This is a genomic window from Nonomuraea recticatena (genome assembly GCF_039533245.1).
Lineage (GTDB): Bacteria > Actinomycetota > Actinomycetes > Streptosporangiales > Streptosporangiaceae > Nonomuraea > Nonomuraea roseola.
In genome coordinates this window covers 77440-91982 of the sequence record NZ_BAAATE010000036.1, presented here as the reverse complement: position 1 = coordinate 91982, position 14543 = coordinate 77440, and the positions used below count along the sequence as shown (strand labels likewise).

At 68.6% G+C, this 14543-nt stretch carries 13 protein-coding genes and 1 pseudogene; 4 read left to right on the top strand and 10 right to left on the bottom strand.

The window, feature by feature from the left end; all coding sequences use genetic code 11:
• A pseudogene (locus tag ABFX50_RS42335) lies at positions 1 to 413 on the top strand (SPFH domain-containing protein); the annotation flags it as partial.
• Positions 414 to 481: 68 nt separating this feature from the next.
• Here the strand turns inward: ABFX50_RS42335 and ABFX50_RS42330 are convergent.
• From ABFX50_RS42330 to ABFX50_RS42290, 9 genes are all read right to left on the bottom strand, one after another.
• Positions 482 to 1885: an ATP-binding protein gene (locus ABFX50_RS42330; RefSeq protein WP_346154867.1), complete on the bottom strand. Its 1404-nt coding sequence runs from the start codon at positions 1883 to 1885 to the stop codon at positions 482 to 484.
• A gap of 57 nt (positions 1886 to 1942) precedes the next feature.
• Complete coding sequence (locus ABFX50_RS42325; protein ID WP_346154862.1) at positions 1943 to 2527, bottom strand: hypothetical protein; 585 nt, start codon at positions 2525 to 2527, stop codon at positions 1943 to 1945.
• The gene (locus tag ABFX50_RS42320; protein WP_346154860.1) at positions 2524 to 3096 is read right to left on the bottom strand and encodes an RNA polymerase sigma factor; all 573 of its coding nucleotides are present in this window, start codon (positions 3094 to 3096) and stop codon (positions 2524 to 2526) included. The genes ABFX50_RS42325 and ABFX50_RS42320 overlap by 4 nt, the downstream gene beginning before the upstream one ends.
• Before the next feature lie 184 nt (positions 3097 to 3280).
• On the bottom strand, positions 3281 to 4531 hold the full coding sequence (locus tag ABFX50_RS42315) for a beta-N-acetylhexosaminidase (RefSeq protein WP_346154857.1): 1251 nt from the start codon (positions 4529 to 4531) through the stop codon (positions 3281 to 3283).
• Positions 4528 to 5697 carry a Gfo/Idh/MocA family protein gene (locus tag ABFX50_RS42310; RefSeq protein WP_346128500.1) on the bottom strand — a complete coding sequence of 390 codons (1170 nt, stop codon included), beginning with the start codon at positions 5695 to 5697 and terminating at the stop codon, positions 4528 to 4530. Before ABFX50_RS42310 ends, ABFX50_RS42315 begins: the two co-directional genes overlap by 4 nt.
• Before the next feature lie 29 nt (positions 5698 to 5726).
• Complete coding sequence (locus ABFX50_RS42305) at positions 5727 to 7352, bottom strand: type 2 periplasmic-binding domain-containing protein (protein WP_346154855.1); 1626 nt, start codon at positions 7350 to 7352, stop codon at positions 5727 to 5729.
• A 21-nt stretch (positions 7353 to 7373) separates the two neighbouring features.
• Positions 7374 to 8255 carry a carbohydrate ABC transporter permease gene (locus ABFX50_RS42300; RefSeq protein WP_346154854.1) on the bottom strand — a complete coding sequence of 294 codons (882 nt, stop codon included), beginning with the start codon at positions 8253 to 8255 and terminating at the stop codon, positions 7374 to 7376.
• The gene (locus tag ABFX50_RS42295) at positions 8252 to 9136 is read right to left on the bottom strand and encodes an ABC transporter permease (RefSeq protein WP_246453193.1); all 885 of its coding nucleotides are present in this window, start codon (positions 9134 to 9136) and stop codon (positions 8252 to 8254) included. The genes ABFX50_RS42300 and ABFX50_RS42295 overlap by 4 nt, the downstream gene beginning before the upstream one ends.
• A 272-nt stretch (positions 9137 to 9408) precedes the next feature.
• On the bottom strand, positions 9409 to 10551 hold the full coding sequence (locus ABFX50_RS42290; protein ID WP_346154851.1) for an ROK family transcriptional regulator: 1143 nt from the start codon (positions 10549 to 10551) through the stop codon (positions 9409 to 9411).
• A gap of 139 nt (positions 10552 to 10690) precedes the next feature.
• Between ABFX50_RS42290 and tdh the strand changes: the two genes are divergently transcribed.
• On the top strand, positions 10691 to 11734 hold the full coding sequence (gene tdh, locus ABFX50_RS42285) for an L-threonine 3-dehydrogenase (protein ID WP_183654690.1): 1044 nt from the start codon (positions 10691 to 10693) through the stop codon (positions 11732 to 11734).
• A gap of 218 nt (positions 11735 to 11952) precedes the next feature.
• The gene (locus ABFX50_RS42280; RefSeq protein ID WP_346154847.1) at positions 11953 to 13125 is read left to right on the top strand and encodes a glycine C-acetyltransferase; all 1173 of its coding nucleotides are present in this window, start codon (positions 11953 to 11955) and stop codon (positions 13123 to 13125) included.
• Positions 13126 to 13176: 51 nt separating this feature from the next.
• Here ABFX50_RS42280 and ABFX50_RS42275 read toward each other — a convergent pair whose 3' ends face one another.
• On the bottom strand, positions 13177 to 13554 hold the full coding sequence (locus ABFX50_RS42275) for a nuclear transport factor 2 family protein (RefSeq protein ID WP_183654684.1): 378 nt from the start codon (positions 13552 to 13554) through the stop codon (positions 13177 to 13179).
• Positions 13555 to 13616: 62 nt separating this feature from the next.
• Between ABFX50_RS42275 and ABFX50_RS42270 the strand changes: the two genes are divergently transcribed.
• Entirely contained in the window at positions 13617 to 14498 is an 882-nt protein-coding gene (locus tag ABFX50_RS42270; protein ID WP_183654681.1) for a LysR family transcriptional regulator, read from the top strand.
• The last annotated feature ends 45 nt before the right edge of the window (positions 14499 to 14543 follow it).

The window sequence follows — 14543 nt, the reverse complement described above, 5'->3', positions numbered from 1 at the left end:
CCGAGGGCCAGTCCCGCGCGATCGACCAGGTCTTCCAGGCCGTCCACCGCAACGACCCCGACCCGAAGCTGCTGGCCTACCAGTACCTCCAGGTGCTTCCCCAGCTCGCCCAGGGTCAGGGGAACACGTTCTGGGTGATCCCGAGCGAGGTCACGTCCGCGCTGCAGGGCGTCTCCAAGGCCTTCACCGAGGCCCTCCCGCCCTCCGCCGCGACGCTTCCGGCTTCGTCGGACTCGACCGCCTCGGACGTCTCGGAGGCGGAGGAGGAGATCGCCAGGGCTTCGGAGGCCGCGGCGGAGGCGGTGGCCGACGCCAGGGAGGCCGAAACCACCCCAGGCCCTCGCCAGCTCACCTCGGCCGTCCCCGAGCCCTCGCCGTACCCCGACCTGGAGAAGAACCGCCAGGAGGCCTGACCCGACCATCCGCCTGACGGCATCGTCCTCACCGGTGGGGAGTTGCGGGGGCACGCGGAGCGACGAGGCTACTCCCACGCCCCGATCAGGTCGTCGGGGCCGTAGTGGGTAGCCAGTCCCCCTGCCGTCGTCACCCCCGACCGCGAGACCGCCACCATCGGCAGGACCTCAGCTCCCTGGACGCGTGCCAGCGCGGCCAGATCGTGGTTGTCGAAGGGCCGGGACTCCAGCCACTTGATGGACCCGATGAAGGACAAACGCTTCGCGACCGGCGCCCTGTCCGCCCCCACCAGGTCGATCTCCACATCGTTGGAGCGCGTCCAGTAGGAGCCGATCTCCATGACGTCCGGGAAGCGGTCGTCGGGCAGCAGCCTGGCCAGGGACTCGCGGATCACCGGCTCCACCGCGCGCCCCCGCCAGGCGGTCCAGCCCTCGCGTACCCGCCGCAGCACCACGTCCGATCTGCCGCGTTCGAGCAGAGGAAAGGCTGGCTCCAGGAAGCGCGTCCAGAACCGCAGGTAGGGGTCGGCCAGTCGGTAGCGCTTCTCCTTGGACGGGCTCGTGCCGAGCGGAAGCTCGGCCACCACCACACGCTTGCTCGTGAGCAGTTCGAGCGAGCGGGTGGTGGTGGCGGCCGACAGTCCTCCTGCGGCGCGGGCGATGTTGGAGAAGGTCCGTTCTCCGGTTCCGATGATCCCGAGCACGTCCTTGGCGATGGCCTGCTTGGGAAACTCGGCGGTCAGCGATCTCTCGGCCGAGACGAGCAGCGAGGAGGTGGGGTCGGCCAGCTGGCGTTCCATGAACGTCCACAGCTGCTCCCCCGGCTCCCACGCGGCGCAGATCAACGGCAGCCCGCCGGTCACCAGCCAGGCGTCGAAGGCCTCCGCCGCAGGGAGCCCGGTCATCTGCCCGACCTCCCCCGGGGTGAGGGGGCCGACCTTCATCTCCCTGCCGCGCTGGTAGAAGGGGCGGTTGTAGGTGGTGAGCGTCTCCATCACCGACAGGTCGGAGCCGATGAGAATCAGCAGCACCGGCTTGCGTTCGAGATAGCGATCCCAGGCTCGCTGGAGGACTCCCTCGAACCCGGGATCGCCCTGGGAGAGATAGGGCACCTCGTCGATCACCACGATGGCGGTTCTGTCATCGGGCAGGATCTGGCTGAGCAGGTGGAAGGCGGAGTCCCAGGTGTCGAGCGGCGTCTTGGCCACGAGGTCGCGTCCGGGCAGCCCTGAAGCCGCCACATCCCTGCGGAACTGCTCCAGCTCCTGATCGACGCGGGCACCGGTCGCCGTGTAGAAGAGGACTGGCGCGTCGGCGCTCTGTGTGAACTCCTCCACCAGTCGGGACTTCCCGATTCGTCGGCGTCCGCGCATGATCAGACATTGGCCCGGACGGGCACCCCCTGCCCGCACGCGTTCAAAGTGCTGCCGCAGGAGCGCGAGCTCGTGCCGTCGGCCGATGAAGTCCACCATCACATACTCTCATCGATGTTACTAACATGAATGATAGTCTCATCAATGAGAGTAATCCTAGGCGGGATCCGGGCCCAGGGGGGCGCCGGGGCTGTCGACCAGGGTGCACTCGGCGACGGGGCCGTTGGAGATGCCCGACCACACGCCCGCGACCGCCCACCCGTCGTTCTGGTTGAACCCGAACTCCAGTACCGCCGTCTGCCCCTCCTTCACCGCGGCCGGGTCGATCGTGAAGTCCGACCCCTCCGTCGGCGGGAACACCGTCAGCTTCGCCTCCTCCCTCGGCACCCAGCTCGCGCTGCGCGGCTGCGGGCTGCAGCGCTTGCCGTTCGGGATGAAGTCGACGACGGCTCTGAGCCCCATCTTCTCCAGGTCCGCCTGAAGGGCCTTGGGATTCTTCGCTTCGTTGATGCTGATCTGGATGGTCCCGTCGGCGTTCTTGGTGATCGCGTAGGCGGGCGCGCCTCCACCGAACACCAGGGGTACGGCGACCGCCACGGCGGCGGCCAGTCCCAGCGCGGGTGCGAGCAGGCGGACGGGACGCCGACGGGGTGTGGTCTGGATCTCGGTCATGACGAACTCCTTGAGTTGCCGGTGACGGCCCTCAGGAAGATCGCGCTCCACCGGGGTGAACTCGTTCATCGGATCTCCTTCAGCGGGCTCAGGTCACCATCTATCTGTCGCGACCGGGGTGGCGGTTCCAACCTTCTTCTGGCCCTGGACAGTCGGGACTTCACGGTGCCGACGGGGATGCCCAGCGCCTCGGCTGCCTCGGCGTAGCCGAGCCCCGACCACACGCACAGTGCGAAGACCTCCCGCTCCTGGCGGCGCAGGCCGTCGTAGGCCATCCGGACCGCGGCCAGGCGCTCGGTGTCGTCGAGCCGTCCGGCCACCTCGTCGGCGAAGTCGGGGACCGGATCGGGCCTCGGCATGTGCGCCATCGCGTCCCGGTGTCTGCGTACGGCCCGCCGCATGTTGCGCACCACGTTGGTGGCCACACCCAGCAGCCACGGGCGCAGCGACCCGCCGTCAGGGTCGATCCTCCGGCGCAGCCGCCAGGCTTCGAGGAAGGTCAGCGACAGCGCGTCCTCGGCGGCGGCCCAGTCGCCGAGCAGGCGGAAGGCATGGTTGTAGACGGAGCGCGCGTAGTCGTCGAAGAGCTGCGCGAAGGCTTCGGGATCTCCGTCACGTATCCGAGCACGAAATGGCATGTCCACACCTAGGACTGTCCGCGGACCGAGGCGGGTTCCCACCGCATGAGGCTCGATGTCAGCCGCTCCGCATGAGCTTTCCTAGGCGCGCACGGCGAGCTGGGTGAAGCTCAGGCGGTCCAGTGGTGGATCAGCCCCGAGGGATCGGAGCCTGGCAGGAGCTGGTGGCGAAGGTGGTGTCGGGTCAGGCGTTCCACATCTTCCCCGCGAGGATGTCGAAGGTCGGCTCCACCAGCCGCCACACATCCTGCTCGGTGTAGTCGGCCTCTGTCAGGTCGTTCCACACCGCCGACATGGCGCCGCGCAGCAGCGGGTGCTTCGGCTCGACGGTCATCCCCTCGGCGAAGACGTGCGGCTCCCACTCCCGTTCGAGGAAGTCCGCGTCCAGCCCCGTGGGGTGGTAGTAGTCGGCGAAGGGCACGATGTACAGCAGGCAGTCGTCGGTGTTGACGAAGCGGTAGCCGTCGCGCACCGCCGAGAGCGGGTCGTACCAGGCGGTGCTCCAGGTGTTGATGGTGACGTCGCGGTCGTAGCCCTCGGCGTCGCCGGTCATCCTGGTGAAGCTGCCCCACGCCCTCGGATGCTTGCCGAGCGACCTGACGTGCGCGGCCATGGCGTTGAAGTAGTCGCGGAAGAGCTCGGGCGAGGAGAGGTACTCGTCGGCCCCGAAGTGCACCTCGGGTCCGCGGAACCACGGGACGAACTCGTCGAAGACCTCCTTCATGAAGGCCGTCGTCTCGGGCCTGGACAGGTCGAGATGGTCGCCCGTCCCCAACTGCGGCCGGTAGCGCGTGAAGGCCAGGGAGTGCGCGGGCCCGTCGATCTCGGGGATGAGCGCGACGCCGTGCTCGGCCGCCAGGTCCTCGAAGGAGTCCCACTCGGCCCTGGTGTAGGCGCCGTCGGCGGAGGCCAGGCCGGGGAAGCGCTCACTGACCAGCCGGAAGCCGGCCTGCACGCCGTCCCATGGGCCCGTCCTGTCCTTGCGGAAGCCGTTGTCGTTGAGGTGGAGCTGCAGCTCGTTGAGCTTCAGCTCCCCCATCCGCACGATGAGGTCGCGGACGAAGCCCGGCGTGAAGAAGCGGCGGCCCACGTCGAGCATGAAGCCGCGCACCTCGTAGCCAGGCCAGTCCGCGCCCTCGCCCGCGGGGAGCTCGCCGTGCCTGTCGAGGTGCTGGAGCAGGGTGCGGGCGCCGTGGCGCAGGCCGCGCGGGGTGGGCGCGGAGACGGTCGCGCCGTCCACACCTACCGAGAGCAGGAAGCCCTCCTGTGCGAAGCGCTCGCCGCCCTCCGCGTCGACCAGTTCGGGGTCGAGGAGCAGCGTGATGTCGCCTGGCAGGCCGGGCAGGCCCAGCCGCGCGCCCTCCGGGGTGAGCGAGCCGGGGCGCGGGCGCAGGACGCCCGCGCCCGGCTTCCACCGGCGTACCGCCGGTCTCACACCTGGCCTCGCTCGAAGTAGGCGATGAGCTCCGGGTCCAGCGGCGGCACGTCGTACGGCATGCCGCCGTCACGCAGCGACATCGTGGCCATGTACCCCGCCGCGACGCTCATCCTGGCCGCCACGGGAGAGGTGTCGGTGACGCCTCCCTCGCGCACGAACCTGTTGAACTCAGCGATGATGCCGGTGTCCGCCCCGCCGTGCGAGCCCTGCGCGTCCGGCACCTTGTAGGCGATATCGCAGTCGTCGCGGTAGGAGGTGGGGCCGGTGTTCCAGACCTTCACCGTGTCGCCGGGGCCGTCGCCGAAGTTCTCCAGGCGGCCCTCCGTCCCGATGACCGTGTAGTTGCGCACGTAGTCGGGGCTGAAGTGGCACTGCTGGTAGGCGGCGATGACCCCGTTGTCGAGGCGCATGTTCATCACCGACACGTCCTCGACGTCGACGACGTGGTTGAGGTTCCTGCGCTCGGTGGGGGGCCACTCGAACTCCCTCAGCCACCCGTCGGGCCGCGGCGTGCCGGGCTCGCGGCGCGGCAGGTCGCCGTAGAGCATCAGGTCGCCGAGTGCGTTGACGCGCGTGGTGTAGCCGCCCGCCAGCCAGTGGATGACGTCGAGGTCGTGCGCGGCCTTCTGCAGGAGCAGGCCCGTGGTGCGGGTGCGGTCCGCGTGCCAGTCCTTGAAGTAGTAGTCGCCGCCGTAGGAGACGAAGTGGCGCACCCAGACGGTCTTCGGCTCGCCGATGACGCCCTTCTGGATGATGTCGCGCATCAGTCGGACGACGCCCATGTGGCGCATGTTGTGCCCCACGTACAGACGGGTCCCTGTGCGCTTGGCGGTGCGCAGGATGTTGTCGCAGCCCTCGACCGTGATGTGCAGCGGCTTCTCCAGGTAGACCGCCTTGCCCGCCTCGAGCGCCTCGACCGCGATGCGCTCGTGGGTGTCGTCGGGCGTCATCACGATGACGGCGTCGATGTCCTTCCTGTCGAGCAGTTCGCGGTAGTCCTCTGTCAGGATGTCCGCCTCGAACTTCTCGGCCTGACGCTTGAGCACTGCCGGGTCGGAGTCGCACAGCGCGGCCACGACCGAGCCCTTGCCCGGCCGGTGCGCCGACAGCGCCAGGTTGGTTCGCAGCCCGAGGCCGATGACTCCGATGCGCAGGTCTTCCACTTCTGTCCTTTCCTCGACGTACGGCGTGGTCAGCCCTTGGCGATGGAGGCCTCGTACTCGGCCTTCATCGCGGCGCCGCCCTTGTCCATGTACTTCTTGACGAAGCTCTTCCACTCCGACAGCGGCTTGCGGCCGGTGACGAAGTCGACGATCGTGTCCGACGACATCGTGGTGAGCTCGCCGATCTTCTGCGTGTAGGCGTCGGAGAAGTGACCGGTGGTGACACGCTCCTGGAAGAGCGGTGCGATCTTGGTCTGAACTTCGTGGATGAGCTTGGTGCGCTCAGGCTGACCCGGCACGAACTGTGCGGAAGGCGCGTTCATGACGAAGGACAGCGGCTGCCAGGTGGTGGGAACCTCGGCCTTGCCCTTGTCGGTGAAGACCAGGTCGCCGCCCTCGTTGGTGAAGTGCGTGCCCTCGACGCCGAAGTTGACGAGCTGGTACTCCTCGGTGCCGAACGGGGCGGCCAGGTAGTTGAGCACGCCGAGCAGCGTCTCGATACGCGCCTTGTCGACCTTGTTGCTGATCGCGGTGAACCCGACAGAACCAAGCCCTGCGTTGTGGACCGGCTTCGACGTCGGAGTCGCGGCGAACGGCACGATGACGCCGAGATTGTACTTCTGGGTCTTGGCGTCGTTGATGAAGCCGGGGAACGACTCGACGTAGGCGCCGATCTGGCCGTTGGCCACCTTGTCCTTGATGGTGGCGAGGGCCGGGTCGGGCCAGAACAGCTTGGCCTTGAAGGCCTTGACGGCCAGTTCGACCGCGGCGAGGTACTCCGGCGTCTCATACCAGTGGGTCAGCTTGCCGCCCTCGAGCCGCCAGATGTTCGGCGCGCCGTACCACTGGCTGAACATGTGCACGTGGTTCACGTACGACGGCTCGAGCGGGTACTTGTTCTTCTTGACGTCGAGCAGCTGCTTGGTCTTCTCGAGGAAGTCGTCGGCGCTGGTGAAGGTGGCGCCGCCGACCGGCTGCCAGTAGTCCTGGTTGACGCAGAAGACCTGGCCGAACTTGCTGTAGGTCACCGCGACGCCGTGCAGCCTGCCGTCGGTGACAGCCGACTTCCAGGCCACGTCGCCGAGGTTGGCGAGGTTCGGGTACTTCTTGATCGCGTCGCCGGTCAGGTAGGGCGTCAGGTCGTGGAACTTCGCCGCCAGGAGCTCGGGCACCCGCTGCAGGCCCTGGTTCGGCGGGAACCAGACCAGGTCGGGCAGGTCGTCGCTGGCGATGATGGCGTTGAACTTGTCGGGGTAGCCGTCGCCGACCACGATGTTCATGCTCCACTCGGAGCCGAGCGCCTTGTTGAGCTCCTGCAGGTAGGCGTTGTCAGCGGTGGAGGGCGGCGCCACGTCCCAGGTCTGGGTGAGCGAGGTGATCTTCTTGCCGTCGCCGGGCGGGGTGGCGACCGACTTGATCAGCTCGGTCGGGTACTTCAGGTAGGCGGGGTCCTGACCGGCGTCGACGGGGAGGTCGGGAGTCGGGATCTTGGCGGCCGTGAAGGTCGGGAGCACGAGCTTCTTCGACAGCTCGGCGCCGCCCTTCTTGACGCCGGCCGCGCCGCCGCCCTCGCCCCCGCAGGCGGAGAGCCCGGCGACCGTGACGCCGGCGAGCGCGAGTCCGAGGAAGCCGCGACGGGACATGGGTGAGGACATGAATGTCTCCTGGGGGTGTGTTCAGCCCTTGATGGCGCCGGTCAGGACGCCCTTGGTGAAGTACTTCTGGAGGAAGGGGTAGACGAGCAGGATCGGGACCAGCGCGATGACCAGCACCGCCATCTGGATGGAGGAGGCGGGCAGGTCACGGACGATCGCGACGTCCATGCCGGAGGCGGCGCCGCCGCGGAAGATGAACTGGCGCAGCACGACCTGGATGGGGTGCATCGACTGGTCGTTGAGGTAGAGGATCGCGTTGAAGAAGGTGTTCCAGTACGAGACCGCGTAGAAGAGGCCGACCACGGCGATGACCGCCTTGGACAGCGGGATCGCGATGCGCCACAGCATCCGCCACTCGCTGCAGCCGTCCATCTTGGCCGCCTCGAACAGCTCGTCCGGCAGGTTCTGGAAGAACGCCCTGACCACGACCACGTTGAAGGCGTTGACCAGCACCGGCACGATCAGCGCCTGGTAGGTGTCGATCATGCCGAGCTCCTTGACCATCAGGTAGCTCGGGATCATGCCGGGGGTGAAGAGGAAGGTGGCCAGCACCATCAGCAGGATCGGCTTGCCGCCGAGCATGCCCCTGCGCGAGAGCGCGTAGCCGAGGAAGACCGTGCAGACCAGGCTCAGGGCGGTGCCGGCGAGCGTGATGCCGATGCTGATCAGCACCGAGCGGGTGACCGCGCCGCCTGAGAGGATCACGGCGTAGGCCTCGAAGGTCGGCTTCGAGGGGAAGAGCACGTAGGCGCCGCCGTTGGCGATGCTCTCCGCTCGGCCCATCAGGCTGGTGCCGAGCGCCAGGCCGAAGGGGTACAGCACGGCCACGGTGATCGCGGTCAGGATCAGGAACTTCAGGGTGCGGCCCGCGATGGTCGGGCGCTCCATCCACGGTGGCCTCATCGGTAGATCCCCTGCTCTCCGAAGCGGTGTGCGAGCTTGTTCGCCGCGTAGATCAGCGCCGCGCCGATGAGGCCCTTCATGAGGCCGGCCGCGGTGCTCATGCCCCAGTCGCCGTCACGGATGCCGTGGTAGTAGACGTAGGTGTCGATCACCTCTGCCGCTCCCGCGCCGACCGCGTCCCTCTGCAGGACCATCTGTTCGAAGCCGACGGAGAGGATGTCGCCGAGGCGCAGGATCAGCATCATGAGGACCACCGAGCGGATGCCGGGCAGCGTCACGTGCCACAGGCGGCGCTTCCAGTCGGCGCCGTCGATCGCGGCGGCCTCGTAGTGGCTCATGTCGATGGCGGTGATCGCGGCCAGGAAGATGATCGTTCCCCAGCCGCAGTCCTTCCAGATCACCTGGGCCGTGACCAGCAGCTTGAAGGTGTCCGGGTTGGACATCAGGTTGCCGATCGTGATGCCGTGCGTGTTCAGGAAGCCGCTCACGGTGCCCGCGCCACCGATGACCTGCTGGAACATCGCGACGACCACGACCCATGACAGGAAGTGCGGCAGGTAGACGACCGACTGGATGAACCGCTTGACGCGGTGGCCGACCAGGGAGTTCAGCAGCAGCGCGAGCGCGATCGGCGCGGGGAAGTACAGCAGCAGCTGCAGCGCGGTGATCTGCAGCGTGTTGCTGACCGCGGACCAGAACTCCGGCTCCTCCAGGAGGGTGGCGAAGTTCTCCAGGCCCACCCACGGGCTGCCGTTGATGCCCAGGAACGGCGCGTAGTCCTTGAACGCGATCACGTTCCCGAGGAGCGGGACGTAGAAGAAGACCACGAAGTACAGGACTCCGGGCACGCACAGCGCCAGCAGGGTCCAGTCGCGCTTCAACCGGTCTCTGATGGTCCGTCGCTGCGGGCGAGTGTCCACCAGGACCTCCGCCCGGGCGGCTGCCGTGGATGCGACCACGTCTCACCTCCAAGTCAGAACGAGTTCGCCTGGAGGCTAGCGCCCATTTATGCAAGTAACTAGAGTAAATCTTGCTCGTACGGGCATCCTGGACGAATCGATGCCCTCCGGCAATCGGCCCGTGATGGAAGAGTTATCTCGCTGACCTGCGAAGACGCCCCGAAACCCGAGCTGGAGGGCCCGGGAAAGATTTTTCAAGCAGGCGGCGTAAAGAGCAGGCGGTCGGCGTGGTTGAGCGCCAGCCGTACGGCGCCGAGCATGATGCACTCGCTCCCGAGACCCGACGCCGTGACCTTGGGCGGGTAGAGGCAGTACTCGTCGAGCAGCTCCTGGATGGGGTCGACGAGCAGGTCGCCTGCGGAGGAGAGGCTGCCGCCGATCACCACCATCTCCGGGTCGAGCGGGTTCACCACGGGGATCAGCCCGGAGGCCAGCCCTCGCGCGAAGTCCCTGACCGCCTGGCCGGCGCGCTCGTCGCCGTCCCTGGCCCGCGAGATCGCGAACTCGGCGCTCTGCCTGCTGGAGCGCAACTCGCCGGGCTCGGCCGACATCGCGTAGTCCATGACGTGCCTGAAGGCCACCCAGTTGTCGTTGGGCTGCCTGCCGATCTCCCCCGAGGCCGCGTGCGACCCCCTGTACGGCACGCCGCCGATGAGCAGGCCCATGCCGATCCTGTTGCCGGTGAACAGGTAGACGACGTTGCTGCGTCCCTGCGCCGCTCCGCGCCAGTGCTCGGCGAGCACCGCGAGCCGCATGTCGTTCTCGACGACCACAGGGACGGGGAGCCTGGCCCCGAGCTCGGCCTGCAGATGCAGACCCGTCCAGCAGGGAAGGGCGATGCTCTTGACCACCCTGCCCTCGCCGTCGACGACGCCGGTGGTGCCCACGCCGACCGCGACCAGGTCGCCGACGGCGATCTCGGCGTCGGCGGCGGCCAGCCACACCTGCTCGACGGTGGCCGCGAGACGGTCGGGAGCGGCGGTGTCGGGCGCCAGCCTGCGCCTGCGCACCGACACGAGCCCGCCGTTGAGGTCGGAGACCGTGGCCCGCACGCCGGAATGGCCGATGCTGACGCCCACGACGTGCGCGGCGGAGGCGCGGAACCTGAAGCGGCGGGCGGGCCTGCCGCGCTGGCGGTCGCCCTGCTCCTCGACGCACTCCTCGGCCCAGCCCTCGGCCAGCAGGTCGTCGACGACGCCCTCCGCGGTCGGCCTGGAGACCCGGGCGGCCCTGGCCAGCTCGGTCAGGGTGGCGTCCTCGGACGCCCGCATGATCCGCAGGATGGCGGCAGAGTTGAGCCTCCTCAGGAGGGACGCGTCACCGCTCACCTGTCTCATGATGGGCCATTCTATTTCAAAAGTTTGTTTCGTAAAACCGTGAAGATTCCCTGACGGACGCGTTAAGAAAACCTCGATGGACACGGAAGGTGATCACCGGCACAGTGCGTAAGGTTGTCAGGAGGGGGAAACGACCGTCATGAAAGCGCTGGTCAAGCAGAAGGCCGAGCCCGGCCTGTGGCTCGTCGACGTGCCCGAGCCCGTCGTCGGCCCTGGCGAGGTGAAGATCCGCGTGCTGCGCACCGGCATCTGCGGCACCGATCTCCACATCAGGAAGTACGACGACTGGGCGAAGAGCACGCTGACGCTGCCGCTCATCGTCGGGCACGAGTTCTCCGGCCAGGTGGTCGAGGTCGCCGAGGGCGTCGAGGACATCCAGGTCGGCGACCTGGTCAGCGGCGAGGGCCACATCGTCTGCGGGAAGTGCCGCAACTGCATGGCGGGCCGCAGGCACCTGTGCATCAACACGGTCGGGCTGGGAGTCAACCGCGACGGCGCGTTCGCCGAGTACGTGACCCTTCCCGCCTCGAACGTCTGGGTGCACCGCATCCCCGTCGATCCCGACATCGCGGCGATCTTCGACCCCTTCGGCAACGCCGTGCACACCGCGCTGTCCTTCCCGATGGTCGGCGAGGACGTCCTGGTCACCGGGGCGGGCCCCATCGGGCTGATGGCCGCCGCCGTCGCCACGCACGTGGGCGCGCGCAACGTCATGATCACCGACGTGAGCCCCGAGCGCCTCGACCTGGCGGGCAAGCTGGGCGTCAGCCTCGCGCTCAACGTCGCCCAGAGCTCCATCGCCGACGGCGTGAAGCAGCTGGGCATGCGCGAGGGCTTCGACGTCGGCCTGGAGATGTCAGGGCATCCGCAGGCCATGCGCGACATGATCGCGAACATGACCCACGGCGGCAGGATCGCCATGCTGGGCCTGCCCTCCGAGGAGTTCGCCATCGACTGGTCCACGGTCGTCACCTCGATGATCACCATCAAGGGCATCTACGGCCGCGAGATGTACGAGACCTGGTACAACATGTCGGTCCTGCTGGAGAAGGGGCTCGACCTCTCTCCGGTGATCACCGACAGGTTCTCCTACCGCGACTTCGACGCCGCCTTCGACACGGCGGCCAGCGGCCGTACCGGCAAGGTCATCCTCGACTGGAGCGACGCCGCGCCCCGCGCGTGACCGCTTGCCGTACCCACCGAAGGACCCCGGCGGCCACCGGTGGCGACCTCGGACGGGGCCGCTCCCGAAGGCCCCGACCTGCGACCGGGGAGAGGGCCGCGCGGACCGCGGGGTACGACCCCATCGGGCCGATCCCGAAGGCCACCACCTGCGACCAGGGAAAGTGCCGCGCGGACCGCGGGGTGCGACCTCCCCCTCAGAAGAGATAGGAGCGTGTGATGTTCGGAAAGACGCGGGATGACCTGCGGGCGACGCTGGACGAGATCACCTCGGCCGGGCTGCTCAAGCCCGAAAGGGTCATCACCACCCCGCAGAGCGCCACGGTCGGCGTCGCGGGCCGCGAGGTGCTGAACTTCTGCGCCAACAACTACCTCGGGCTCGCCGACAATCCCGAGGTCGTCGAGGCCGCCAAGCAGGCGCTCGACCGCTGGGGCTTCGGCATGGCCTCGGTACGGTTCATCTGCGGCACCCAGGAGGTGCACAAGGAGCTGGAGTCACGCCTTTCCGACTTCCTCGGCATGGAGGACACCGTCCTCTACAGCTCGTGCTTCGACGCCAACGGCGGCGTCTTCGAGACGCTGCTCGACGCGCAGGACGCGGTGATCTCCGACGCGCTCAACCACGCCAGCATCATCGACGGCATCAGGCTCTCCAAGGCCCGCCGCCTGCGCTACGCCAACCGCGACATGGCCGAGCTCGAGGCCAGGCTCAAGGAGGCGTCCGACGCGCGGCGCAAGCTGATCGTGACCGACGGCGTGTTCTCCATGGACGGCTACGTGGCGCCGCTGCGGGAGATCTGCGACCTGGCCGACCAGTACGGCGCGATGGTCATGGTGGACGACTCCCACGCGGTCGGCTTCGTCGGCCCGACCGGTCGCGGCACCCCCGAACTGCACGGGGTGACCGACAGGGTCGACATCATCACCGGCACCCTGGGCAAGGCCCTCGGCGGGGCCAGCGGCGGCTACGTGTCGGCCCGCAAGGAGATCTGCGACCTGCTGCGCCAGCGCTCGCGCCCCTACCTGTTCTCCAACTCCCTCGCCCCGGTGATCGCCTCGGCGTCACTGCGCATCCTCGACCTGCTGGAGACCTCCAGCGAGGCCCGCGAACAGCTGCGCGCCAACACCACGCGCTTCCGCACGAAGATGACCGAGGCGGGCTTCGACGTCCTGCCCGGCGACCACCCGATCGCACCCGTCATGATCGGCGACGCCGCCGAGGCGGGCGCCATGGCCGAGCGCCTTCTCGAGCAGGGCATCTACGTGATCGGGTTCTCCTACCCCGTGGTGCCGCACGGCCAGGCGCGCATCCGCGTGCAGCTGTCGGCCGCGCACTCGGCCGAGGACGTCGACCGCGCCGTCGAGGCCTTCATCGCCGCCAGGTCCGCCTGACAGGACGCTGGCAACCCGAAGAGCCCACCGGTCACGGGCCGGTGGGCTCGCTCACATCCGCTGCACGTAGGCCGCCCGCCACTCCGGTGAGGGGTCGGATCCCAGCTCCGTCCAGTATTCACGGCCGGTGACGATCCTGCCCTTCTCGATCGTCCAGAACGACGCCACGCGGTGGACGCCCATCGTCTCGTGCGGGACCTCCACCTCGGAGACGACCGAGTCGCCGTCGGCCACGACGCGCAGCACCCTGATCGACCACCCTTCGGGATACTCCGCGTTGACGCGGACGAAGTGGTCGCGGCCCACGATGCGCTCGCCGCTGACCGGCCACTCGACCACCAGCTCGTCGGCGAGCAGGGCGCCGAGCCCTTCCCAGTCGCGGGCCTGCATGCGGTCCCAGAACTCCTGAACGACCTTCGATGGCTCCATGGGCCGCATCCTGCCAGAGCCGACCGACAGGAACCGCCCGCCAGGCAGGTGACAATGGGCGGGTGATTGACACTCGCCGGCTGCGGACCCTGCGCGCGGTGGCCGACCACGGCACGGTGACCGCGGCGGCCGCCGCGCTGCACCTGACACCCTCCGCCGTCTCCCAGCAGCTCGGCGCGCTGGAGCACGAGGTCGGACACCGGCTGTTCGCCCGCGACGGCAGGGGCATCAGGCTCACCGCGGTAGGGCGCATCATGCTCGGACACGCCGACGAGGTCCTCGCCCAGCTCGAACGCGCCGAGGCCGAGGTGGCCGCCTACACCACCGGCTCGGCGGGTGAGGTGTCGGTGGCCTCGTTCGCCACCGCGATCAGCGCGGTGCTCGCGCCCGCCGTGCGCGCGCTGCGGCTCAGCGCCCCCGCGCTGAAGATCAGGGTGCTCGACGCGGAGGGCGACCGCGGTCTCACCATGCTGCTCGACGACCAGGCCGATCTGGCGATCGCGGTGGAGTACAGAGGCGCGCCCGACGACCAGCGCCTCACCCGCATCCCGCTCTACGCCGAGCCGTTCGACCTGCTGCTGCCCCACGAGCACGCCCCTGCCTCGACGCTGGCGGAGCTGGCGGGCGACGACTGGATCGGCCCCTACCCCGGCAATCCGGTCCACGACGTGATCACCTTCGCCTGCGAGAGAGAGGGCTTCACGCCCGGCTTCGCCCACTCCTCCGACGACTTCCGCGCGGTCGTCGCCCTGGTCGGAGCGGGGGCGGGCGTGGCGCTCGTGCCCAGGCTCGCGCTGCGCGACCTCGACCTGTCGGGCGTGATCGTCCAGCGGATCCCCGGGCCCGAGCGCCGTGTCTTCGCCGCCGTCCGCAAGGGCGCCGACCTGCATCCCCTGCTCCGCCCGCTGCTCACCACGCTGACGGCGAGCCATCCCCTGGACTGAGCCGCACAGGGCGTCACCTCTCGCACTCCGCGGCGTGGCCGAGAT

Bases quoted from the DNA above. Each gene is read 5' to 3' on its own strand.
- ABFX50_RS42325 (WP_346154862.1), bottom strand. From the start codon at position 2,527: ATGAACGAGTTCACCCCGGTGGAGCGCGATCTTCCTGAGGGCCGTCAC.
- ABFX50_RS42305 (WP_346154855.1), bottom strand. From the start codon at position 7,352: ATGTCCTCACCCATGTCCCGTCGCGGCTTCCTCGGACTCGCGCTCGCC.
- tdh (WP_183654690.1), top strand. From the start codon at position 10,691: ATGAAAGCGCTGGTCAAGCAGAAGGCCGAGCCCGGCCTGTGGCTCGTC.
- ABFX50_RS42320 (WP_346154860.1), bottom strand. From the start codon at position 3,096: ATGCCATTTCGTGCTCGGATACGTGACGGAGATCCCGAAGCCTTCGCG.
- ABFX50_RS42280 (WP_346154847.1), top strand. From the start codon at position 11,953: ATGTTCGGAAAGACGCGGGATGACCTGCGGGCGACGCTGGACGAGATC.
- ABFX50_RS42275 (WP_183654684.1), bottom strand. From the start codon at position 13,554: ATGGAGCCATCGAAGGTCGTTCAGGAGTTCTGGGACCGCATGCAGGCC.
- ABFX50_RS42290 (WP_346154851.1), bottom strand. From the start codon at position 10,551: ATGAGACAGGTGAGCGGTGACGCGTCCCTCCTGAGGAGGCTCAACTCT.
- ABFX50_RS42330 (WP_346154867.1), bottom strand. From the start codon at position 1,885: ATGGTGGACTTCATCGGCCGACGGCACGAGCTCGCGCTCCTGCGGCAG.
- ABFX50_RS42300 (WP_346154854.1), bottom strand. From the start codon at position 8,255: ATGAGGCCACCGTGGATGGAGCGCCCGACCATCGCGGGCCGCACCCTG.